Source organism: Clostridium sp. B9 (genome assembly GCF_050509515.1).
GTDB lineage: Bacteria > Bacillota > Clostridia > Clostridiales > Clostridiaceae > Sarcina.
Genome location: NZ_JBNWKA010000003.1, coordinates 1597642 through 1623148 on the forward strand (window position 1 = coordinate 1597642; position 25507 = coordinate 1623148).

Genomic DNA, 25507 nt, shown 5'->3' on the forward strand with positions numbered 1-25507 from the left:
TATTTTGATTTTTATAATAGAAAAATAATAATTATGAGTTATTGAATAAACATAATTTTGATATTTAAGCATATATAATTAGTAATTGTGTAACAATTATATAGGGCTTAATTTTAAGTTAAGCTTCTAAGATGTTTAATGATATTATGTATTATTAAACAAGGAAAGGGGTATTAATATGATAAATACAAGGTTAAATGAGAATTTAAAATTAGGAGATTTTGAAGAAGAGAGTTCTAATAAGGCAATTACAGAGGCTTTCTGCTTTAATTGTGAAAAAGGATTTGGTGTAAACGATGGAGGATACTTTATTGTTGATGAACCATATTGTTCTTTAGAATGTTTAGTTGAATATATAATTAAAAATATAAATGGTGATAATGATAAGGTTTTAAGTGGTTTAAATGAAAACTTCCTTGGTGAGGCATTAAATCATCTAATTAATCACTATAACTTAGATGAGCGTATGTTAAACGTAATGATTAATCATGCAAACAAATTAGGAGCAGATTATTTAGTTACTATGTTAGAAGGATATCATATGTGCTAAAAATGCTGGGTATGTATCAAATGCCATTAAGATGAGAAATTTCTTATCTTAATGGCATTTATTTTAAATGTGATAATATGTTACAATAATGCTAATAAAAAGAAATTTATAGTATAAGTTAGGGGAGATGGAACTTGAATATATTATCAATTTTAACAAGCATACTGATAATTTCAGGTGGAATGTTTAATTTAGCTACAGGAAGAGAAAATATAACCATGGGGTCTATAAATGAAGAGGTTATAAGGTTAGATTTAAGTAATCCTAATAATTTAGAGAAATTTTTAGAAAACATAAATGAAGGAATAGAGTTAAGTGACTATGAAAATTTTGCTTATTATTTAGATGATAGTGATTCAGATAATGAAGGAACTTTAGGTAATGACAACAATTCTTCTAACAAAGAAGATAAAGAAAATAATAGTAGATTCTTAGAGGGAAGATTAGATAATGAATCTATAATTAAAGATGGCTATGGAGCATATGTAAAAGATGGAAAAATAGTTATGGGGAGCAAAAATGAATTATTAAGAATCTTTACAGAAGGTACATATGAAACTGGTGGAATTAGATTGAATTTAGATCAAGGTACTTATGAAGATACAAAAGATGCCAAAATTACTTATGGCTATCTATTTGGTGAACAACCAATAAGCTTAGGTGGCATTGATGGTCATTATGATTTTGAGACAGTAATGATTTCAGGGGCTATGGTTCAGTATCCAAACTTTTTTCAATTAGATAAAAATTATTATTTAGATGATAAAGAAGCTGTTTCTTTTAAAAGTAAAGATGGACTAATGAGTTTCTCATTAACAAATTTAAAAAATTATAACAATGATAATGTGAAAACACTTTATAATAAAGAAACCAATAATGGCGATGTAGAAGAATCAGAATGTGGAGAAGACTGGTTTTATGAGTATATGGAGAGAAATGGACAAGGAATATACAGTCTAACTGTTTTAGATGGGGATAGAATGAAGGGATTTGCATATTCATTTCCAGTACAATATAAAGAAAAGTTTATTCCAATTATAGAGCAGAGCAGGAAAAGCTTTCAAGTGTTTAACGGCTTTCCTATGATTTTAAAGGAACAATAAGCTTTTAAAATAATATATATTGTTAACAACAAATGTTAAAAGGTTTGAGAGAAGTGAATGTTTTGGAAATAAATAATTTAAAGAAAGTTTTAAAAAGAGCACTACCATCTACAATTGTATCTTCATTGATTTTATTTATTAATGTAAAATTCTTTGGTATGAGGAATGTAATTATTGCACCTTATATGGCATTAACTTTCGTAAGAATGAGAAATTATGCTATAGTAGAAAAAAATGAATTTAGTCCACTTTTTCTACATCTTATTATAGGAATATTTGCATCTTTAGTAAGTCGTGGTATATGGAGTGAAGCATTTATAAACTTATTTGGAATAATAATTCTAGTATACCTGTTAACAGATGAGTATAATCCTAATAGCTATTTTCCGTATTTAATGGCTTTTGTATTTTTGCAGGTGTTTCCTATAGAACCTAGTGAAATGCCTAAAAGAATACTAGCAATAATAACATCATATTTAATAGTTTATGTAGCTTTAAGAATTGTTTCACCTAAGGGAGAAGTAAGTAAAATAGAGAGTCTAATAAATGCGGGGTTTGATGAAATAATTTCTCAAATTGACTTTTTAATTCAAGAGAATGGTAGTGAAGTAAAAGAAAATCAATTTAAGTTATTTAATATTGTTAAGGAATTGAATAGATTAGTTTATTTAGGAAATAAGCATAAGTATTATCAGTTTATAGTAGCTTTTCAGCAAATAATTAATATTATTGATGACTTTTCTAGTTCATCTATGATCAAAGACAATAAGAAATGTTATAAAAATATGAAAGAGCTGTTTGTATTCATCAAAAATAACTTAAATGATATAACAGGATGCGAAAGAGAAATATATAGCTTTAGGAAAAATAGTAAATTTAATAATGCAAATCTGAAAAAATATGTTGATTTAATAATGGATTATTTATTAGAAGCCATAAAACATATGAATTGTAAAAAGTTCTCTTTAAGAAAATTTTTGAATTTTAACAATAAGAAAGATAAAGAATACTTTGAAGTTTACAGCAAATATAATTATAAATTAAATCAATTTAAGCTTAGATTTGCTACAAGAATATCTATATTAATTACATTATCCTTTTTAGTTGTTAGATTATTTCATTTGGAAAAGGGTTATTGGCTTCCTATGACAATATTTTTATTAGAAGTTCCTTTTTATTCTGATAGTAAGAAGAGAGTATGGAATAGGTTTAGAGGAACTGCAATGGGGACAGTAGTTGCATTAATATTATTTGCAATTTTTAAAACTCCCTTGGAACATGTAATAATAATTATTATAGCAACATTCTTTAAATATACTTTTAAAAATTATGGAATAATGAGTATATATATAACTTGTTATGCTTTGGGAATAAGCACTATGACAATGAATGAAGGCGCAGCTGGCTTTTATAGATTAGGGTACACAGGAATTGCTGCTATTTTAGTATTATTTGCTAATAAATTTATATTTCCTAATAAAAATCATAGTGAACTTAATAGAATGATTAGGCGATTAGTAGAATTAGATAATGTTATGATAAATAAGTGTTTGGATTTATTAAATGGAGTAAAATATGATGTTAAAAATGAAGAAATAGATATTAGAAGGATTATATATTCATCTTATTTGATAAGTAGTAGACTTCAAATGCATAATGATTCTGTAGATGACATACTATGTGAAGATTTGAAAAAATTTATGGTTGAAAACAGTGAGTTTTTAGCTAGTATAACTAGCTATTGTATAGTTTTAAATAACTCTAATTTTGATAATAATAAGGAGGATTATTCACTTGCTTTAAATGGTGTTAATATTTTAAAGGAAATAGGGGCACGTTTAAAGTGTAATGATAGTTTTGATAGGCAATTTGAGGTTTTAAATGATGAAATAAAATCTTTTAGATCTTTGAGTTACAAGGATAATTATAAAAATTACTCTATAATGAAGACTTTAGATAAATTATTAGGCGTAAAGAGTATTTTAAATAATATTTATAAGGAAATTTAATTAGGGTTATATCAAAGTAAGTTTTAAGCTTTGATATAATCCTTTATATTATTTTTAAAAACTATTAAGCTTGTATAAAGGAATGAATGATATAATTAAAGATAAAAATACATTGTAACATATGAGAATTTGAATATAGGGGAAAGGAAATAATATGATAAAAGCATTACTTGTTGAAGATAATATAAAAATTAGTGAAAATATTGAAGCGTATTTAGAAGGTGATATGGAAATAAAGTGTGTTTATAATGGATTAGATGCCATTTATGAATTAGAAACATATTATTATGATATTGTTATTTTAGATCTTATGCTTCCAGGAGCTGGTGGAATGGAGGTGTTGAGTTTTATATCAAAAAAGGTATTAAATACTGGAGTTATAGTTTTAACTGCTAAAGAGGAGTTAGGAGATAAATTAAAGGCATTTAATTTAGGAGCTAATGATTATTTAACAAAGCCTTTTTATATGGAAGAACTTAAAGCTAGAATAAATGTTATATTAAAGAGCTTAGGAAAGATTAAGGATTCAAGTACAATTCAATTTAAAGATATGGAAATAAACTTAAAGACTAAAAAGGCTTTTATTAAGGAGCAAGAATTAGAATTGAATGAAAAATTATTCAGTTTATTAGAATATTTAGTTATGAATAAAGGGGTTGTTTTATTTAAGGAACAACTTTTTGATAATATTTGTGGGTATAATAGTGATGCATCAACAGAAATAATAGAAGTTTATATGAGTAGACTTAGAAAGCAATTAAGTCCATTTGGATATGATAAGTATATTGTAACCAAAAGAGGAATGGGATACTTAATTGATGAAAGAGTTTAAAGTTTTTAGGAGTTAGTAATGAAAAGAAGAGATATTTTTTATAAAACCAAAAGAAGTGTTGCTTTAATTAGTGTGAGTATAGTGTTTTTTTGTCTTTTAATTTTTTCAATAATAACAGTTACACTATATTCATCTAGAGTATTTAATGAAGTAGATAAAGGATTAATTAAGGAAAAAGAAAAGTTTGAAATTATTTTTAATCCATTAGTAAATAAAAGTAATTTTAATGCACATATACAAAATATACCTCCAACACCACCAAATATTATAGCTATAGAATATATAAATGGTAATCTTTATGGTATGAATAGAAACCCATATTTTGATGAAACACAATTACCAAAATTAACGGAAAAATCAACTGAAGAAATTCAAAAAATAACTTATAATGGTTACAATTTTAGAGGGGTAAGTATAAAAAATGGAAATATCAAGGTTGAACTTCTTATTAATGTAGACTCGGAAATTCAATCAATAAGCCAATTAATAAAGACCATATTAATTGCTTTAATAATTTTAATAGGAATTGCTCTTATACTTTCTTATGTATTAGCATCTAAGGTCATAAAACCTATTAAAGAAGCTTATGATAAACAGGTTTTCTTTGTACAAGATGCTTCACATGAAATGAAGACTCCACTTGCAGTTATTAAAGGAAAATTAGAGCTTTTAGCAAATTCTTGGAATGATACTATAGAAGATAAATTTGAACATATTTCTAAAATGATGAGTGAAGTTAGAAGTCTAGAAAAATTAAATAGTGATCTATTACTTTTATCAAAAGAGGATATAGATAGTAGTTCAAATATTTCAGAATTTGAGTTGGAAACTTTAGTTGAAGATTTAAGTGGATTTTATTTAGATTTAGCTGAGGTTCAGAATAAAAAATTCCATATTGAAAGTCCTACACATGCAGTAATGGTAAAATGGGATTATAGTAAGATTAAAAGAGTAATAATAATACTTCTTGAAAATGCTTTTAAATATACAGAAGAAAGTGATGATATAAGCTTAAGCTTTCATGAAGTAAATAGGACTATAAAGATAACTGTAAGTGACACAGGTATAGGTATTAAAGAAGAGGACAAAAATCGTGTTTTTGATAGATTTTTTAGAAGTGCAGATGTTAGAGGAAAGAATATAAATGGAAGTGGAATAGGTTTAAGTTTGCTTAAATCAATTAGCAACACATTTGGTATTAAAGTAAATTTATATTCAGAGTACGGTGTGGGAACAAAATTTGAACTTATAGTTCCAAAATCAATGAGTTAAAATAGTGTCTAATAAAAAGTCTTTAAAGTTGGTATTTTAATACAACTTTAAAGACTTTTTTGTTTTAGGGTAAAGTTAGTCTCTAAAATCACTTTAGTTTATGAGTAAGTTATAAAATCAATATTAGCTTAAAGATATTTTTTATCAATAGGATATATAGTTTGCGTTAAGGTAACGTTAAGGTTAGATATATATAATAAAATTTGTAAGAGGAAGTGGAGGTGAAAATAGTGAAGGATAAAAAGTTTAGGCATGAAATTAAACATTATATAAATCAGTCAGATTACATAGCCATAAAAAATAGATTGATACAGATTATGAATCTTGATAAGAATGCTAATACAAATAAGGAGTATAAAATAAGAAGTTTATATTTTGATAATTATAAGGACAAGGTTCTTATGGAGAAGATAAATGGAATAAACTTTAGAGAAAAATTTCGTATAAGGTTTTATAATGATGATTATTCTTTTATCAAGTTAGAAAAAAAATCTAAGATTAATGGACTTTGTTCAAAAGAAAGTGAGCTAATCACAAAGGAAGAATGTGAAAATATTATTAGAGGAGATATTGATTTTCTTAGAGAAAGTAAGAAGGCATTATTTGTTGAATTTTATTCTAAGATTAAGAGCGATTTATTAAGAGGTAGAAGTATAGTTGATTATACTAGAGAAGCTTATATATATAAGGCAGGTAATGTGAGAATAACCTTTGATAAAAAGATACGCACTGGAATATGTAGTCGTAACATATTTGATAAGAATCTACCAACAATAGAGGCTATTGATAATAATATAATAGTTCTTGAAGTTAAGTTTGATGAGTTTTTGCCACAAATAATTCAAGATATTATTCAAACTAATGACAGAAGAGCATCAGCTATTTCAAAGTATGCAGCTTCTAGGATATATGGATAATTTAAGGATTATATTTTAAGTATTGATTTTTAATAAAGTTAAATAAAATTTGGAGGGAATATAAATGAATAATCAAACAATTAATTTTAGTGATGTATTTAAATCAAGTTTTGTTGATAAAATGACATCTATATCGTTTTTGGACATGTTTATAGCAATGGCACTTTCTTTAGCTGTTGGACTATTTATAATGCAGGTTTATAAGAAAACTTTTAAAGGAGTTATGTATTCATCAACCTTTGCAATGTCATTATTAGCACTTACATTAATAACAACATTAATTATACTTGGAGTTACATCTAATGTAGTTCTTTCACTGGGTATGGTTGGTGCTCTTTCTATAGTTCGTTTTAGAAGTGCTATAAAAGAACCTATGGATATTGCATTTTTATTTTGGGCAATAAGTGAAGGAATAGTTTTAGGAGCTGGACTTATACCATTAGCAGTTTTAGGAGCTGTTTTTATAGGAATAGTTATGGTCCTATTTGCAAATAAGAAGATGACTGATAATCCATATATATTAGTTGTTAATTGTGAGAATGACCTTAGCGAAAAAGATGTAGTTAATATGATTTCTGAAAATGTAAATAGATATTGTGTTAAGTCTAAAACAGTATCTCCTTCAAATGGAATTGAGATAACAATGGAAGTAAAGCTAAAAGATATAACAGCAAGTTTTGTTAATGATGTATCTAAAATAAAAGGTGTTTCAAATGCTGTTTTAGTAAGTTATAACGGAGATTATATGGCTTAATATAAGGGGAAGGAGAGTGTATTTAACATAATATTCTCTCCTTTAACTTTACACCAATATATAAATCTGTTAAAAGTCTTAAATAAATTAGGCTATGTTTCAAAAAAAAGTGTTGATTTATAGAATTGAAAATATAGCTAGAAAATAAAACTGAGCCATGAATTAAAAGGAGTGAATTAGGTTGATAAGTGATAAAGGTAGTAAATATATTTCTATAATAGGTATTTTTTTAGCAGTAATATTTGTTTTTGTATCTATGTTTTCTATAAATTCAACAGATGCTATAGAAACTGTTTCTAACAACATAGAAAATAATGTTGAAGAGGTTCTAGATAAAGATACTATAACTGATATAAATATCAAAATTGATGAAAGTGATTGGAATTGGCTTATTGAAAATGCTACAGATGAAGAGTATAGAAGTGCTGATGTAACAATAAATGGGGAAACTTTTTATAATGTTGGGGTTAGGCCAAAAGGAAATTCAAGTTTATCATCAGTAGCTAATGATGGTACAACTGATAGATATAGTTTAAAGCTTGATTTTGGTGAGTATGTTGATGGACAAACTTATCATGGAATAAGAAAATTAGCTTTAAATAACAATATATCTGACACAACATATATGAAGGAGGCAATCTCTTATGATGTATATGAATTCTTAGGAATACCAACTCCAGAATACTCTTATTCTGATATAAAGATAAATGGAGAGGATTGGGGACTTTATTTAGCAGTTGAAGTATTAGATGAAAGGTTTGTTGAAAAGAACTATGGGACTAATGAAGGAAATTTATATAAGCCTGAAACAATGGGAGTAGGAGCAGGAAATAAGGGCGATAATGAGAAAAATCAAATGCCTATGGAGGTAAATAATCAGGATTTAGGCGGAATGGGAAATCCACCAGAATTACCTAATGGAGAAAAGGGAGATAGACCAATGCCTCCTAATGGGATAAACAATGCGACAAGTGAAGGTAATGGTGGAAAAGCTAAAGGTCCAGGAGGAATGGGTCAAAATACTGAAGGTGCAGATTTTAAATATATAGATGATAATATAGAGAGTTATTCATTGCTAAGAGACAGTGCGGTTTTTAAAGAGACTACTGATGAAGATTTTGAAAATGTAGTTGAAATGATGAAAAGTTTAAATGAGGGAGGAGATATTGAGAAATATCTTAATGTAGATGAGGTATTAAAATATTTTGCGGTAAATACTTTCTTAGTAAATTTAGATAGTTATTCTGGAGGAATGTATCACAATTATTATCTTTATGAAAATAATGGAGTTTGTGAAATACTTCCTTGGGATTTAAATATGTCTTTTGGAGGATTTTCAGTAAATGATGGAAGTAGGGCAGTTAATTTTCCTATAGATTCACCTGTTACAGGTAGTTTAGAAAATTCACCTCTTATAGGAAAGCTTTTAGAGAACGAAGAATATAAAGAAAAATATCATGACTATTTAAGTGAAATAGCAGAAGGGTATTTTAATAGTGGAAATTTCCAAAATACAGTATTAACTTATGATAAGTTGACTAGTGATTATGTTAAAAAAGATCAGACAGCTTTTTATTCTTATGATGAATATAAAAATGGAGTTAAAGAGTTATTAGTTTTTGGTGAAGATAGAACGAAGAGTGTTGAGGCACAGCTAAAAGGTGAACAACCTTCAGCAGAGTATGGATCAATTAGTACAACCTTAAATCTACAAGCATTAGGTCAGCAAAATATGGGTAAGGCTCCAAACGATATGGGAAATAAAAATGGTGTAAATCAAGAAAATCAAGGAGCTTTTAATGCTAATAAAAATGATAAGAGTGTTAATGCAAATAATGATGTAGGGAATATGAATGAGGAAAAAAATGAAAATATAAATCAAATGGGAAACCCTAATATGGGAAATGGAATACCACAAGATGATATGAGAAATAAACTTCAAAATTCTAATATAAATAAAGTAATGTATATTTTTATGGGGATATTTGGAGGGATATTATTAATTAGCATGATTTTTGTAGTGAAATACAAAAGAAAGAAATATTAAGATTGTAACTCCAATAAAAGCTAAATTAATATGTTAATGTAAAAATATAAATATTATGTTAGTATTAATTTAAGTAAATATTGGGGGGGATAATTTGAAAATATTTGAGATTTTTATAAGTTTAGTTACTTTAATAGGAGGAGTAAATAGCGCTATTACTGGACATGCATATGTATCATTTAATGAAATAACAGAAAAATTTATACAAGATAGTGCAAATAATATAAATGGGATTTTTGATTATAGTGGCTCAGAGATTATAGATAATAACTCTATTGAAAATAAGTATAATCAATATAAAGAAGATAAAAAAGATTTTGATTTGAATGAAAAAGAAAGAAACTCACATTATCCAGAAGAGGAAGATGAAGGTTATAAGGTTGAGCTAAATGGAGAAAAACTAGAAATTGGAGATAAAAATCAGATAATAAGATTAGTTATTCCTAAAAACATGGGCGAAACTAATGAACCTATGTTAGAGTTGGAACCTGTAACTGATTATGAGGCTGAAAAAGAAAAAAGTGATACTTATGGATTTTTAATTGGTAAAAATCCTTTAGAAAAAGGCGATATGTACGGAGATTGGCATTTTAATACTGTTGTATTGCCGGGGTTTATAGTTAAGTATCCTAACTTTTTAAACTTATCAAAGAAATATTTTAAGGTTGGAATTAGTACATTATCATTTAGAAGTGATGATTATGAATATGGAATTATGGTTAATAGATATGATGTAAATGGTAGCTCTATAAAAGAGATATATGATAATTTTTCTAAAGGAGCTTCTGAAAGTGAGTTGGGTGATAATTGGGTATATACTTATAGAAATGCTGCTGACAAAGATCATTTTAACTATACAGTTTTAGATAGAGGGATGACTAAAGATATAATAGGGTCTTTTCCAAGGCAATATAAGGATATCTTTGATGAAGTAATAGAAGCAGGAAAGCAAAGTTTAAAGATATGTAATGAGTTTCCAGAATAGAATATAATAATAATAATAAAGAGCTAGTATGGTTTCATGCTGGCTCTTTATTATTTTATTGATAGTATATTCTTAAGCATTTATTTCAAATACATATTCATAACTAGCTTAATTTCGTAAAGCGTGCTTATTGGCTATTTATACAGACATTCATGATTATTAAGTTATATTAAAGTTTATTTAATATAATTAGTATTTTATTAAATAAGAATTTTAACTGATAAAATAGAATGAAAGTTTTTAAAAAATATATGCAACCTTTTTTAGGGTTCACTTATCTAATAGGTGTAAAAGGTTTTAAAGATAAAATATTTTAGTTCGAACTAAAGAAATTTAAGGGGGAGTATAAGGAGATGCAGGTTCTTATAGAAAAGGCGTTAAAAGGCGATCATGAGGCCTTTATAGAGATTATAGAGAAGTCGACTGGACAGTTGTATAAAGCTGGAAGAGCGATATTGAAAAATGATAATGATATAGGGGATGCCTTGCAGGAAACAATAATGATAGCTTATGAAAAGCTACATACACTTAAGGAACCAAAGTATTTTAATACATGGTTAGTTAGGATTTTAATAAATAGGTGTAATTATATAATAAGTAAAAATAGAAAGGTTATATCATTAGATGATGTAAATACCTTGACTTATAAGGATAATGGATTTAAAAATTTAGAACTTAATGAAGCTATAAATGAATTAAAAGAAGATTATAGGGTTGCAATTACACTGTACTATATTATGGGTTTTAGTGTGAAAGAAATATGCTCTATATTAGATGAAAAGGAAGGGACAATAAAATCTAGATTATGTAGGGCGAGAAGTGACCTAAGAGAGTTTTATGGTGTTAGTAAGGGGGTAAAGTAGATGGATAATTTAGAAAAAGACTTATTAAACTTAAAAAATGATAATTCTGAAGTGCCAAAAAGTGTTTTAAATAAGGTTAACTTAGCTTTTGATGAAATAAGAAAAAGAAATAGTAAAGAAAATAGTGGAGGTGAGGAATACAATACAAAGGTTTTAAATGAGAATAATGATATAAAAGAACGTTTAGGGGATAAAGAAGAGGAAGTAAATAAGCTAGAGGGAAATGTAGTTAGTATGGTAGATGAGAGGAGTAATAAAGAAAATAGAACAACTAGAAGAAAGTCAAATAAGAGAAAGTATATAGGAATAGCGGCAGGGTTATCATTAGTCACTTTAATAGGATTATCAACTCCAGTTAGAGCAACTATAAATAAGTTATTCTTTAATAATGCAGGAATTGAAAGTGCTATAAACAATAATTATATTCAAGAGGTAACGGATCAAGACATTGTTACTAAGGACTTTGATATGAGCTTAAGTAAGGTTTTAGTTGATAGTAGCAATATCATTTTAGACTTTGAAATAGATGTTAAAGATGCCAAGGAACTTTTAAAGTTAGAGGAAGATAACAAGATGGTATATTGCGATATATCTTTATATGCTGAAGATGGGACTATTATAAGTAAAGATGGAGAATCTGGTTTGATTGGTATGTCTGAATTTAAAGCAGACAATATAAAGGCTAAAGAGGGAAAAGTAAATTTAAATTTTAGATTTGCTTCAACTAGTGGAGAAATTCCTAAAATGAATAAAATGAAAGTAGAAATTGGAGAGTTAGTATTCAGAACGTCTACTGATAGAATTCTGTATAAAACAAATTTAGATTGGGATTTTACAGTTGACTTAGATGATAAATTTAAGAAAACTGAAGATATTTTATATTTTCATGAGAGTGAATCCTCTAATATAATTATAAATGAAGTAAAAGCAGTTCCTACTGGATTATTTATGAATTTAGATTATTTAGTTCCAGGTCACTATGAAGCTATACTTCAGAAAATGAAGATTATTGATGAAAATGGAAAAGAACATAAAATGTATGAATGTAGTGCTGAAACTATAGAAGGAGGAGATAGAATAACCGGAACATTTCAGGGGATTTCTTCTTTTGACAATGTAGATAAGTTTACTTTAGAAATAGAGAATCCAGATAGAAAAACAATAGATAGAGTTAAATTCTTCAAAGCTGAAAATTAATAAACTTAGATTAGTATAAAATAATTAAAAGCCAAGACTTCAGTATAGAGTGCGGTCTTGGCTATAATTATTTTAATAGTATTTTATAAGTGTTAAGTTTATTGGCTAATTACTTATAATTGGAGCTTATTATATAAGTATGTTAGAATATCCTTATGAAAAAGTAAGGAGGGTTAAGCCTTTGAATTTAGAAAGTGTAATGAAAAACTTAGTAAGGCGAACTTCTAGCTTTACTAGAGAGCAGGGGAAAAAGTTAATAAAAGAATCGTACATAAAAGATATAAAGGGAAAAAGCATAGATGGAATTTACCACATATATGGAAGAGTTCTTAACGATGATAAGAATTGGGAGTATGATACTCACATAAAGATAAATATGAAAACTGATGAGGTTATTGGAGTTAAGTGTAGCTGTGAAACTTTTAAAGAAAATAGTCAGCATATTAGAAATTATGTTTGTAAACATATAGCTGCTACAGGAGATGCCTTTTATTCTATAGCTAAGAAAAGGACTATGGCTAAAAATGAAAAACAGAGTACAAAAGGGCAAGTCTTAAAAGATAATAATAAAAAAATAGAAAATGAAGGTAAGAGATACCTTACATTAGATTTAAACATAAAACATCTTAAACAAGAAGGTATTCAATTCTTTAACTGTGAATTTAGAATAGGGGCAGGAACTCCTACTTTAATATTAGACTTAAATGATTTCTTATATAAAAGCAGTCTTAAGAAGGAGTTAAAGTTCAATGATAACTTTACATACAATCCTATAAAGGATGATTTCTTAAAAGAAGATAAAAAGATAATAGAGTTTATTGTGGATAATAGAGATAAGATAAGTGGAAGATACCTAAAGCTTAGACAAAATCATATTAGGGATTTACTTAAATTAATTGATGAAAAGAAAAAAATAAATTTTAATCATAATTCAATAAACTATGAAGTTAAGGTAAAAATGGAGAATGTACCTGTATCCTTAACGCTTAAAGAGAGCAAGGAAGGATTTGTGCTAAGCCATCATAAAAAATTTCCAGTAGTTTTAAATAATTCTGGTGATGTTATGCTTTTTGATAGGAATATATATCTTCCAAGAAAGAGACAGCTAGAGTATTATATTCCACTATATAAACAGTTTTTAAAGAATAATGCTATTGTCTATAAAAAGTCTTTGGAAATATTAAAAACTCTTTTAGAAGAACTAAAAAATATAAGCAAAAATATTGTTTTAGATGAAGGCATAAGAAATTTTAAAGAAAAGCTTATGGAATCAACATTTTATTTTTATAAGAATAAAGGAAATATATACTGCAATGTAAAGGTAGATTACTGTGGTTATATTATTGATTTAATACGGGATGAAAGGGACAAGAGCTTTTTAAGAGATTTAGGTAAAGAAAAGTATATAGATTTTCTATTAGAAAGATTTAAGTTTATAAAAAGAGAACAGGATTTTTGCTTTATTGGAAAAGAAGAAGATCTATTTGAAGTGTTATCAAAGGGATTTAAAAGGTTAAAAGAGATTGGTGAAATTAGATTATCACCAGAATTACAAGAACTTAGAATTATAGATTCATCTATTATTGTTTCTGAATTAGAGGAGTTTTCAAACTTCTATAAATTAAAGTTTGACTTTGGAGATTTTGAAATAAGGGAACTTAGAGAAAGTATAGATGCAATGAAAAATGGAGCTAAGTTTTATAAAACTAGAAAAAGCTACTTGGATTTAGAAGATCCAGGAATGGTACAATTTTTAAATCTTTTAGAGGACTTAGGATTAGACAATATTAATGATAATGAGATTGATATAGATAAAAATAAGGTTTTATATATACAAGAAAAACTGAAGGATAGAAGTTTGGGATTTATAAAAGGTGGAAAAGTTCTTCAAGAAGTAGTACAAAAGCTACTTAACAAGGAGTTTAAGAGAAAGTTAGTTCCTAAGGCTTTAAATGCGGAGTTAAGAAGCTATCAAAAAGAGGGATTTAAGTGGATAAATGAAATTACAGCATTGGGCTTTGGAGGAATATTAGCAGATGATATGGGGCTTGGTAAGACCCTTCAGATTATAGCCTTTTTATTATCTCAAAAGAAAAGTAAGAGTTTAATCGTTGTACCAACTTCAGTTATATATAACTGGATGGATGAGTTTCAAAAGTTTGCACCTTCTTTAAATATAGGAATGATTCATGGAAGTAAATATAAAAGAGATAAGGTTTTAAATGATTTTAAAAGAAGTCTTGGAATAAAAGTTGAAGATGGTAAATCAAAGAAATATGAGAAGTATGATATTTTACTTACTACATATGGAACTCTTAAAAATGATGAGGAAGCTTATAAGGATGTAACTTTTGATTACTTCATAATAGATGAAGCACAAAATATAAAGAATCCAGAAGCACAGGCAACACTATCAGTTAAAAGTATAAAATCTAGGTGTAATATTGCTTTAACCGGAACTCCTATAGAGAATAATCTACTTGAACTTTGGTCAATATTTGATTTTGTTATGCCAGGATATCTTTTCACAAAAGAAAGATTTAGAGAGCGTTTTATACAAGATGAAAGCAACTTAGATGAGTTAAAGACATTAATAACTCCATTTATTCTTAGAAGACTTAAAGAAGATGTTTTAAGTGAACTACCAGAGAAATTAGAGAAAAAATATCTAGTAGAAATGCAGAGTAAACAGAAGCAGGTTTATAAATCTTATATTAAGTTATTAAAGGAAAAAATGAAATCTGGGGAAAAGATAAATCTATTCTCATACTTAACTAAGCTTAGGGAAATTTGCTTAGATCCCGCCTTAGTAGTTGATGAATATAATGGTGTTGGAGGAAAGTTTATTGTAGCTAAGGAAATAGTTTTAAATGCTATTGAATCAAATAAAAAGGTACTTTTATTCTCTCAATTTACTTCTGTATTAAAGAAAATAGAAGAAGATTTTAAAGAAGAAGGAATAGAGTTATTATACTTAGATGGAGCTACTTCAGCTAAGGAGAGAGTAGAAAGAGTTAAAAGATTTAATGAAGATGATAATATAAAGGTATTTTTAATATCATTAAAAGCAGGTGGAGTTGGATTAAACTTAACTTCTGCTAGTGTAGTAATTCACTTTGATCCTTGGTGGAATCCAGCTGTGGAAGATCAAGCTACAGATAGAGCTCATAGATTTGGACAAGAAAATAAAGTTGAAGTAATAAAATTAGTAGCAAAAGACACTATAGAGGAAAAAATAGTTCTTATGCAAGAAGATAAAAGAGAGTTAATTCAAAGTTTGATGGATGGAAAAGCTATGGATGGTAAGGGGTTAAAACGTCTTACTGAGGATGAAATAAGTAAATTATTTGAGTAAACAAAAAAGCTAAGACAGGTTAACGTCTTAGCTTTTTTCTCTAATCTTACCAATTATCCGTATTTGGTGGCAAACAAGCAAGAGAGAGTTTAAGAAGTAAGATACAAGCAAAAACTTGTACTTATTATTCATAAAAATCATCCACGCTGGTTTCCTTAGCAAAGAAGGTTATTTGCTAGAAAAAATACAATATAAAAAGCAGGTTATCAGAAAATCCGAAAAGTTATAGTATAACCATACTCTGTTATGTATGGAATAAATTTTATATACTATAAATTTATTATACTCTATTGTTAATACATAAACAAATTAAATATGAATTATATTCTAAAGTACATAGGAAATAGAAGTATTTTAACGTTTAGTTACATTTTAAATATATTAGTAGATATTATTATTAAATTTTTGATACAATTAATTAATAATATATGGATTGAATTCCAAATAGATAAATAATAACATAAGATGAAAGGAATAAGTTAGATTTAATGAGAATAAATAAGCTTTTTAGTAATTTTGGGATATGTTCTAGAAAAGAAACGAACAGGATAATAAGAGCAGGTAGAGTAATTGTAAATGGAAAGCCTTGTATTGAGGGGCAATGGGTTGAGTTAAGCGATGAAATACTTCTTGATGGGAAACCATTAGTTCCTAAAGAAAAGATTTATATAGCTTTAAATAAACCAGTAGGGGTTGTTTGTACAGCTGCAGAAGATGTTAAAGATAATATAATAGATTATTTAGGAATAGATGATTATATATTTCCTATTGGAAGGCTTGATAAGGACTCACAAGGACTTATTATATTAACTAATGATGGAGATTTAGCAAATCAAGTTTTAGCTTCAGAGAATAATCATGAAAAAGAGTATATAGTAACCTTAAATCAGCCTTTTTATGATGATTTCATAGAAAAGATGGAAAGTGGAGTTGAAATATTAGGACAAGTTACAAGACCTTGTAAACTAAAGAGAATAAATGAAAACACATATTCAATAATTTTAACTCAAGGATTAAATAGACAGATAAGAAGAATGAGTAAAGTATTTGGATATAATGTAGTTAAGCTAGAAAGAGTTAGAATGGTTAACATAACTTTAAATAACCTTGAGTATGGTAAATGGAGACACATAAGTAAAGAAGAAATTGAAGAGCTAGAAAGTTTAATAAATTAAAAACTGCTTAATGTAAGGGGATTTTGAATGAGTGGAGAGGTTAGTGTTAAAGAAAAAAATGAAGTTATGAAAAGGTTCAATATATTTTTCTTGATAATAACTATAGTATACGTTATATCTGATGTTGGAAATATAGCTTATGTAGGAGCTTTTGGAAAAAGTGAAGTTGGAGAGATAGTTTCAATAGATAAGAGGACTTTAGAAGGGAAAAATGGAGAGTATAATATTTTTGCACCTGTTATTCAAGTTGATGAGAATGGCTATGTATTCAATGTTGTAGCTAATATACATCAAAGTAATTCGAATTTTTATGAGCCTATTGGAACGAAGGTGAGAGTTAAATATATGATAAATAACAGGGCAAAGCTTATTATAAATGAAGCAGATTATATGGTTCCAATGGTTTTAGGACCTTTACTATTTTTGAGTTTTAGTATATGTATTCAAATGTTGAATATATTAGGATTTGATGGAGAAACAAAAAAGAAATTAAACTTTAATATAAAAAAGCGGGAAAGAGTTAAATTTATATTATTAGGAATACCAATTTGTATTGTTTCTATATTATCAATATATTATCAAATTATGATTATAAAAGATAATATATTGAGTTTGAATATAGTTCCATCACTTTTTAATTTAGGGTTTTTGATATTTTATATAGTTTCAATAGTTAGACTATTTAGAGTTAATAAGGTTGGAAAAGAATTTGAAAATAAGGGGTAGAGTTTATGTATTATGGGAGAAGGGAAGTAGAAAAGCCTAGTAATGGGTTTACTATATTTTTTATTATGCTTGCAATATTGATCATAGGGTCAGATATCGGAAATATAGTTTATGTTCAAGTTATGGGAAAAGAGAATATAGGAGAAATAGTATCTTTTGATCAACAAACTGCAAGGATGAAAGGTGGAAGTCGAGAGGTATATTCGCCTGTTGTAGAAGTAAATGATGATGGAGAGATATTTAGAGTTATAATGACTAGTAATCAAACATCTTTAGATATGAGAGATCCTATTGGAACTAAAGTTAGAGTTAAATATATACCGGATAACAATGCTAATATTATTATAAATGAACCAGAATACTTAATGCAGGAGATTGTGGGGCAATTAAACTTTATTAGTTTTGGATTATTATTTTTCATGTTAAGCTTAATTGGATTTAAGTCAAATAGTGAAAGAAGAATTAATTTTAATTTGAATAAATCAGATAAAATAAAGTTTGTTTTATCAGGTCTGATTCTTTCATTGGTCTCATTATTAAACATATATTATATAGTTGTTATACGTAGAGCAAGCCTAATAGAGTCTATTGGTTTTACTTCTATAATTAGTATATTTAGTATTATATTTTATATATTTGCTATAATTAAATTTATAAAAATTAGTATGGTAAAGAAAAGCCTTATGAAGTAGTTTACTTCATAAGGCTTTTCTTTAAATATATGATTTTTTGAAATAAAAGAACAATATATAAGCAATTTATCTGATTTTAAAAGAAATTATTGGTTAATTTAATGTTCGAGATAGAAAAGTTTAATATATTTTATATATTGTTTAGAATAATTTACAGGGGTATTGTATTAATATATAAATAAGGGATGATTAACTAAAGGATATTGAATGTATTAGATAATCTATTAATTGAAGAGGTGACTATTATGGATATTTTATCAAAAAGTATTGAAAATAAAGTTGTTATTGTTACAGGAGGCACTAGAGGTATTGGATTTGCTACTGTTAAGAAGTTTCTTGATTGTGGTGCAAAGGTTGCTTTATGTGGTTCAAGGAAAGAAACTGTTGATAAAGCTTTAAATGAGTTAAGTAATATTAATTCAAATTATAATGTTATTGGATTTTATCCAAACTTATTAGAGGAGAACTCTGTAAATGACATGGTTAATAAGGTTATGGATAAATGGGGAAGAATAGATGTACTTATAAATAATGCAGGTGTAAGTGATAATAAACCAATTTTTAATCAAGAATCTAAAGATTTTGCTAAGATAATGGATATTAATGTACAAGGAGTGTTTAATTGTAGTAAGGCAGTAGTAGAAATAATGAAAAATCAAAAGTCGGGTGTAATTTTAAATACAAGTTCAGTTGTTAGTTTATATGGTCAAAAGACTGGTGTTGGATATCCTACATCTAAGTTTGCCGTAAATGGATTAACTAAGTCTTTGGCAAGAGAATTAGGGGCAAGTGGAATAAGGGTAAATGCAGTAGCACCAGGAGTAATAGCTACAGATATGGTAGCTGCTTTAGATAAAAATATAATAGATCAAATAGCTAAAAATATACCATTAGGAAGAATTGGAGAAGCAGAAGATATTGCAAACACCTTTTTATTCTTAGCCTCAGATATGGCAAGTTATATAAGTGGAGAAATATTATCAGTAGATGGAGCTGTGGTTATATAAGATTTGAAGATTAAGAAAAAAGTCTTGTGTCAAAGTAATTTTAAAATAAAACTTGCAAACAGTAAGAATTACATCTGGTAATTATAGGAATATGCTTGCAAGTTTTATTGTTAAGTTTTGATATAGATACTAGTCTATAAATTAGCTAAAGAATCATATAAAAATTCCTCAACAGTGATTGTCCATTCCTCAACTTTTTCTAATCCTGTACTTTTTGCTATTTTAGCAAATTCTTTAATATTCTTTAATTGTTCTTCCTCTGTTCCATACTTTAATACTATTCCGGAATAATATAGAGGAAGTCTTGCTTCTTGTACTCTAAGAAGTACATCTTTATTATATAGTACTGAATTACAAGCTTTATCAAATAGATCATTGTATTTAGTATATAGTTCTAATGACAAATAAGTATCTTTTGCATTTTTAGGGCCATGAAATATATCTAGTCTTTCATTAAATCTTTCTTGTGAGTTATGCAGAAGCTCTATATATTCTAATATATAAGGAGCTGCAGCTTCGTAATATTTTTCACAAAAGTCTTTCATATGATAAAATTCATCACATTCTGGGTCCCAAGCTAATTTAGCCAAAATATATCCTCTAAGTTTTGAAAATTCTCCACCATATTCTCTGTTACATTGACTAAATAAAAGCTTTAAATTGTTTTTTACAAAATATCTCATATTAGGACCTAGTGTTCTAAGATTTGGGAATGGACTAACTAAGTTAGCAAATTGTATGTTGTAATCCCAAAGAGATATATTTTCACATATAGTTGACCAACCTAAAAGTTCTTCTCTAACTTCTTTATTACTTGGATCAGTTTCTATAGAGAGACCTCTATTGGCTTCTATGTTGCAAAGCATTATATGAACATTAGAAAGTGGTCTTGTATGTTTTGGTGGCTTTCTAGAATACCAATAAGCTAAAGTTGAAATAACTTTATTAGGAAACTCGCTAGCAACTTCATTTACAAAGTCTAATATAGAACCCATCTGACTTTCATCGTAAGTATCTTTTTCTGTACATTTGGAGCATCGACAATATAAGTTGTCATCATTTTGACTTACAGACCAATATTTACAGTTTGTTTTTTCACTCATGAAGATTTTAAGATTATCTTTCATTATTTTTCTAACTTCAAGGTTACTTAAACACGGCTCTCCTTTTTTAGTTCTTTTTCCATCTATTAGAGCAAAGTATTCAGGATGTTCTTCATAGAGTGAATAGGGTAATAATTCTTGAAAAGAATGAGCCCAAAATCCCCAACCTTCATGTTTTTTACTTGTACTCATTTTAAGCTTTTCAGCAAAGACTTCATCTTCAAAATCTTTATAGTAAACCTCCCTATAATCAATTGGAGGAATAAAAGAATAGGATTCAAAGTCTAATTCTAATGAGGTTATTTTAGGTATAAACTCATAGTCTGCACTTAAGAACCTACAGCCTATAATTCTATCTAAAAAATCATATACAGAGTAGACAAAGGCTTGTTCATTTTTAGCTAGAAAGTGAATGTTCTTACTTTCTATAAAATAAGAAAATCCATTTTCTCTAAATTTATCACTTAAGTTAAAAATGACTTTATTTATTTCACTTGCTTGACTTAAGATATTAGAATAACAAGTGCTTTCTGTAAATGAATTTGCATTATAAATAGCAAATTTACACATAGTTATTTTTTCTAAATATTTTTGTAAGATAGTGGCTGCTCTTAAACTTTCATCTGTAGTAATTATTGATGTTAATGAGGTTTTGTTCTCACAAATTTTCATAATAGTCTCTCCTAAAATTAAAAGGTTTAACTAATTTTACTACTAAAATAATGTGGAGTAAATTGTGAGTTATTATCAAAATAATTATCAAAATAAGAAGTTTTTATATAGATAAGTAGAATAAATTTTTGATAAAATATTAATATGAAATCACAAATTATATCAACAATGAAAAGGGGAAGAGACATTATGAGATTGAGAGGAAGTATATATTCACAAGTATTAGGTATGAATACTGGTATATCAATTGTTGGACCAAAAGAATTTAATAAAGATGGGAAATATAAAGTTGTTTATCTTTTACATGGATTAAGTGATAATTCAAGCAATTGGATAGATTATAGTATGGTTTCTGTTTATGCAAATCAATATGATGCTTTTATAATTATGCCAGAGGTTCAAAGAAGCTTCTATATAGATATGGAATATGGACCAAAATATTTTACATATATCACAGAAGAACTACCTAGAATATGTGAAAATGTATTTAATATATCTTCAAAAAGAGAAGATACAGCTGTTATGGGATGTTCAATGGGGGGATATGGATCATTAAGATGTGCTCTTTTAAAACCAGAACAATATGGTTTTTGTGGAGTTTTCTCAACTGCATTTTTATACTTAAAGAAATTTTTAAATGGAGATGCAAAGCGTGAAATATTAGAAGAAAATGATTGGTATTCTATATTTGGTAATAACTTAGAATGGAAGCCAGAATATGAAATAACAGAATTGATAAATAGAATAGAAAATAATAATGAAAAACCTATAATTTATTCAACTTGTGGAAAAAGTGATTTTTTATATGAATATAATATTAAATTTAAAGAAGCGATGAAAGAGAAAGATTTTGATTTTACATATGAGGAATGGGATGGAGGACATGATTGGGATTTCTTCAATGAATCTTTAAGAAGGTCATTATCAAGATTTTTATCTCATTAATATTCCAGTGCTAAGCTTATATGAATGAATAAAGAACCGAATTAAATTTAATTAAAGAAAGGATAACATAATATTATGTTATCCTTTTTAGTTAGATTCTATTTTAAATCAGTGTTGATTTTTAGATATAGATAGAAATCAACACTCGCTTAAAATGGAGGATTTGGTAAGTGATGGTTACATAGTATCTTAAAAATTGGGAATAAAAAATAATAGCTATAAGTTTTAATAAAGGAGAGATTGTGATAATGAAAAAAAGTAATTTGAATCTTACTTATATAATGGCAATAATAGCTATTTTAATAGGTGGATATCTATTTATTCCTGGGTCAACGGAAGTTGTGGAAACAATATCTTTACAAAGTGCTGCGAGTACCATTATTCCTAAGCCTTTAAGTTATGAAGCTAAGGAGGGTGGTTTTCAGATAGGGAGTAACACTGTTATATATGTTAAAGGTAATAATTCTAATGAAACTGAAGAACTTTATAAGATAGCTGAATTTTTTAAGGAGAAAATAAAACCGGCAACAGGACTTGATATTAAAATAGTGAGAGGAGAACCTACAAATAAAGGAGCAATTTATCTAACTACCATAGGTGGAAATAAGGATTTGGGAAATGAAGGCTATGACATAATTTCAACTAATGAAAGTATTGAAGTTAAAGCATATAAGCCAGAAGGAGTGTCAAGGGCAGTTCAAACATTAAGGCAGATGTTACCTGCTGATATAGAAAAAAATACTAAGGTCGAAAATATAAATTGGATAATACCAGCTGCAAATATATCAGATAAGCCAGAGTATGACTATAGAGGCTTAATGATAGATGTAGCTAGACATTTCTTTACTGTTGATGAAATAAAAAGACAAATAGATTTAGCAGCTCAGTATAAGATTAATAAAGTACATTTACACTTAAGTGATGACCAAGGCTGGAGATTAGAGATAAAAAAATATCCTGAACTAACCAATATAGGAGGTAAAACTGAAGTCGGTGGAGGAAAAGGAGGATATTATACTCAAGAAGAGTTTAAGGATTTAGTTAACTATGCAAAAGATAGATATGTTGAGATTATTCCAGAGTTTGATATGCCAGGTCATATAAATGCAGCTCTTGCTTCTTATGGATTTTTAAATCCTGATGGAAAGCCAAAGGCTCTATATACAGGAACTAAGGTTGGATTTAGCACACTTATGACAAATGATGAAAAAACTTATCAGTTCATTGATGATTTAATAAAAGAGGTATCTACAATATCACCATCTAAATATATACATATAGGTGGAGATGAGGCTGATAATACAAATAAGGCTGATTATGATTATTTTGTTGGAAGAGTTTCTAAAATAGCTCAAAAGTATGGTAAAACACCAATTGGATGGGATCCTATTGATACATCATCTAATATAGATTCAAACACTGTCCTTCAAAACTGGAAAGATAGCAATGAAGAGGCAAGAAAGAAGAATATGAAGATGGTTATATCAATAGCTAAAAAAGCTTATTTAGATTTCCAATATGATGAAAATACTCCATATGGATTGAACTGGGGTGGGTATAACTCAATAGAAAATGCTTATAATTGGGATCCAACAGATTTTGCGCCAAAAGAATTAGTGTTAGGAATAGAAGCTCCATTATGGACAGAGGCAATAACAGATACAAAAGCTATGGATTATATGATATATCCAAGACTTATAGGATATTCAGAAATAGGATGGTCACCTAAAGCAAGTAGAAGCTTTAGAGAGTTTAAGGAAAGATTAAAGGCACAAGGAACAAGGCTTGAAAATCAAGGGGTGAATTATTATAAAGATAAAAGCATATGGCAATAAATTTTATAAAGTATTATAAATAAAGTATAAGAATTAATAGAAAGTGGTGTTGATTTTATGAAAGGTTATTTTTTGATGCCTCATCCACCTATAATTATACCTGAGGTTGGAAAAGGTAGGGAGAATGATGTTATTGATACTATTAATGCTTGTAAAAAGCTTGGAAGTGATATTGAAAGCTTAGAGGGTGAAACTATAATAATAGTTTCACCTCATGGTGTTGTTTTTAGAGATGCAATAGCACTTATAAAGAGTAATTGTATATATGGAGATTTAGGTAGTTTTGGAGCGTCAGATGTTAAGTTTAACTATGAAATAGATTTAGAACTTACGGATAAGATAATAGACCTATCTTTAAAAGAAAGTGTTCCTGTTATTGGCTTAGATGAAGGTACTGCTTTAAGATACAACATTGATTTATCTTTAGATCATGGTGCTATGGTTCCCTTATATTATGTAGATAAGAAAAGAAAGTGTAAATTGGTTCACATAACATATGGATTACTTTCACCGATTGAGTTATTAAAGTTTGGAACAGTAGTAAAAGAAGCTGTAAATGAACTTGGGAAAAATGCAGTATTCATAGCGTCAGGAGACTTATCTCACAGATTAACTAAGGATGGACCATATAAATACAATTCTTTAGGAAAAAGATTTGATAATGAGTTAGTAAATATACTTTATAAAGGTGAGATAAAAGAGATATTTAATCTTGATAGAGAAATGGTAAGAGAAGCTGGAGAATGTGGATTAAGATCTTTATATATTCTATCAGGTGCTTTGAATTCATCAAAGATTAAGGGAAATAAATTAAGTTATGAGGGGCCTTTAGGTGTAGGATATGCAGTATTTAACTTTGAAGAAGAGAGTGGAAATTTATATGAAGAGATAATAAGTGAAAGAGAGAAGAAGCATAAAGAGAAAATGAAAGAAGGAAATATTTATACTATATTAGCAAGAAAAAATTTAGATTTATACTTCAATGAAGGTAAACTGCTAACAAGCGATGATTTAGAGGATAAACGACTTAAGGATGAGAAGAAGGGTGTATTTGTTTCCTTAAAAATAAATGGAGAGCTAAGAGGGTGTATAGGAACAATTTCTCCAACAACTGATTCTGTAGGGGAAGAAATAATAAAGAACTCTTTAAGTGCTGCATTGAATGACCCTAGATTTCCACCTCTTACAAAGGATGAATTAATGGATGTTGATATATCTGTAGATTTGCTGTATCCATCAGAGTCAACTGATTTTGAAGGATTAGACCCTGAAAATTATGGGGTTATAGTAACATCAGGAATTAAGAGAGGACTATTACTACCAAATTTAGAAGGTGTCAATACTAAAGAACAGCAAGTAGAGATAGCTATGGATAAAGCAAGCATAGAGCCAGGCGAAAATTATTCCTTAGAGCGATTTAAGGTAGAGCGTTTTAGTGAAATTGAAGGCTAGAATAAATCTATATTAA

20 protein-coding genes are annotated in these 25507 nt (G+C 27.7%); 19 read left to right on the plus strand and 1 reads right to left on the minus strand.

Features of this window, described 5'->3' with window-relative positions:
* Positions 1–178 precede the first annotated feature (178 nt).
* The 16 genes from ACQZHJ_RS07205 to ACQZHJ_RS07280 all read left to right on the plus strand — a co-directional run bounded on the left by ACQZHJ_RS07205 (position 179) and on the right by ACQZHJ_RS07280 (position 19484).
* On the plus strand, positions 179–550 hold the full coding sequence (locus ACQZHJ_RS07205) for a hypothetical protein (protein WP_430484867.1): 372 nt from the start codon (positions 179–181) through the stop codon (positions 548–550).
* Between the two features lie 134 nt (positions 551–684).
* A complete protein-coding gene (locus ACQZHJ_RS07210) occupies positions 685–1653 on the plus strand; it encodes a hypothetical protein (RefSeq protein ID WP_430484868.1) in 969 nt (322 codons plus the stop codon).
* 32 nt (positions 1654–1685) lie between these two features.
* Positions 1686–3662 (plus strand): FUSC family protein, encoded by a 1977-nt coding sequence (locus tag ACQZHJ_RS07215; RefSeq protein WP_430484869.1) that lies wholly within the window; start codon positions 1686–1688, stop codon positions 3660–3662.
* 154 nt (positions 3663–3816) lie between these two features.
* The gene (locus ACQZHJ_RS07220) at positions 3817–4494 is read left to right on the plus strand and encodes a response regulator transcription factor (protein WP_430484870.1); all 678 of its coding nucleotides are present in this window, start codon (positions 3817–3819) and stop codon (positions 4492–4494) included.
* A gap of 18 nt (positions 4495–4512) precedes the next feature.
* Complete coding sequence (locus ACQZHJ_RS07225) at positions 4513–5766, plus strand: sensor histidine kinase (RefSeq protein WP_430484871.1); 1254 nt, start codon at positions 4513–4515, stop codon at positions 5764–5766.
* Positions 5767–5996: 230 nt separating this feature from the next.
* Positions 5997–6683, plus strand: coding sequence for a polyphosphate polymerase domain-containing protein (locus ACQZHJ_RS07230; protein ID WP_430484872.1), 687 nt, complete (start codon positions 5997–5999; stop codon positions 6681–6683).
* Between the two features lie 64 nt (positions 6684–6747).
* Positions 6748–7437: a DUF4956 domain-containing protein gene (locus ACQZHJ_RS07235; protein WP_430484873.1), complete on the plus strand. Its 690-nt coding sequence runs from the start codon at positions 6748–6750 to the stop codon at positions 7435–7437.
* A 181-nt stretch (positions 7438–7618) separates the two neighbouring features.
* On the plus strand, positions 7619–9484 hold the full coding sequence (locus ACQZHJ_RS07240; protein ID WP_430484874.1) for a CotH kinase family protein: 1866 nt from the start codon (positions 7619–7621) through the stop codon (positions 9482–9484).
* 94 nt (positions 9485–9578) lie between these two features.
* On the plus strand, positions 9579–10469 hold the full coding sequence (locus tag ACQZHJ_RS07245; protein ID WP_430484875.1) for a hypothetical protein: 891 nt from the start codon (positions 9579–9581) through the stop codon (positions 10467–10469).
* A gap of 353 nt (positions 10470–10822) precedes the next feature.
* The gene (locus ACQZHJ_RS07250; protein ID WP_430484876.1) at positions 10823–11332 is read left to right on the plus strand and encodes an RNA polymerase sigma factor; all 510 of its coding nucleotides are present in this window, start codon (positions 10823–10825) and stop codon (positions 11330–11332) included.
* Positions 11333–12529, plus strand: coding sequence for a hypothetical protein (locus tag ACQZHJ_RS07255; protein WP_430484877.1), 1197 nt, complete (start codon positions 11333–11335; stop codon positions 12527–12529).
* A 181-nt stretch (positions 12530–12710) separates the two neighbouring features.
* On the plus strand, positions 12711–15884 hold the full coding sequence (locus ACQZHJ_RS07260; protein ID WP_430484878.1) for a DEAD/DEAH box helicase: 3174 nt from the start codon (positions 12711–12713) through the stop codon (positions 15882–15884).
* Positions 15885–16372: 488 nt separating this feature from the next.
* Complete coding sequence (locus ACQZHJ_RS07265; RefSeq protein WP_430484879.1) at positions 16373–17059, plus strand: pseudouridine synthase; 687 nt, start codon at positions 16373–16375, stop codon at positions 17057–17059.
* Between the two features lie 27 nt (positions 17060–17086).
* Entirely contained in the window at positions 17087–17785 is a 699-nt protein-coding gene (locus tag ACQZHJ_RS07270; protein WP_430484880.1) for a hypothetical protein, read from the plus strand.
* Positions 17786–17790: 5 nt separating this feature from the next.
* Positions 17791–18477 carry a hypothetical protein gene (locus tag ACQZHJ_RS07275; protein WP_430484881.1) on the plus strand — a complete coding sequence of 229 codons (687 nt, stop codon included), beginning with the start codon at positions 17791–17793 and terminating at the stop codon, positions 18475–18477.
* A gap of 245 nt (positions 18478–18722) precedes the next feature.
* Entirely contained in the window at positions 18723–19484 is a 762-nt protein-coding gene (locus tag ACQZHJ_RS07280) for an SDR family NAD(P)-dependent oxidoreductase (protein ID WP_430484882.1), read from the plus strand.
* A 134-nt stretch (positions 19485–19618) separates the two neighbouring features.
* Here the strand turns inward: ACQZHJ_RS07280 and ACQZHJ_RS07285 are convergent, their stop codons facing one another.
* Positions 19619–21259, minus strand: a complete 1641-nt coding sequence (locus ACQZHJ_RS07285) for a DUF4838 domain-containing protein (protein ID WP_430484883.1) — start codon at positions 21257–21259, stop codon at positions 19619–19621.
* Between the two features lie 189 nt (positions 21260–21448).
* Between ACQZHJ_RS07285 and ACQZHJ_RS07290 the strand changes: the two genes are divergently transcribed.
* From ACQZHJ_RS07290 to amrA, 3 genes are all read left to right on the plus strand, one after another.
* A complete protein-coding gene (locus ACQZHJ_RS07290; RefSeq protein ID WP_430484884.1) occupies positions 21449–22204 on the plus strand; it encodes an alpha/beta hydrolase in 756 nt (251 codons plus the stop codon).
* Positions 22205–22452: 248 nt separating this feature from the next.
* Complete coding sequence (locus ACQZHJ_RS07295) at positions 22453–24039, plus strand: family 20 glycosylhydrolase (protein WP_430484885.1); 1587 nt, start codon at positions 22453–22455, stop codon at positions 24037–24039.
* A gap of 57 nt (positions 24040–24096) precedes the next feature.
* A complete protein-coding gene (gene amrA, locus ACQZHJ_RS07300) occupies positions 24097–25491 on the plus strand; it encodes an AmmeMemoRadiSam system protein A (protein ID WP_430484886.1) in 1395 nt (464 codons plus the stop codon).
* Positions 25492–25507 lie beyond the last annotated feature (16 nt).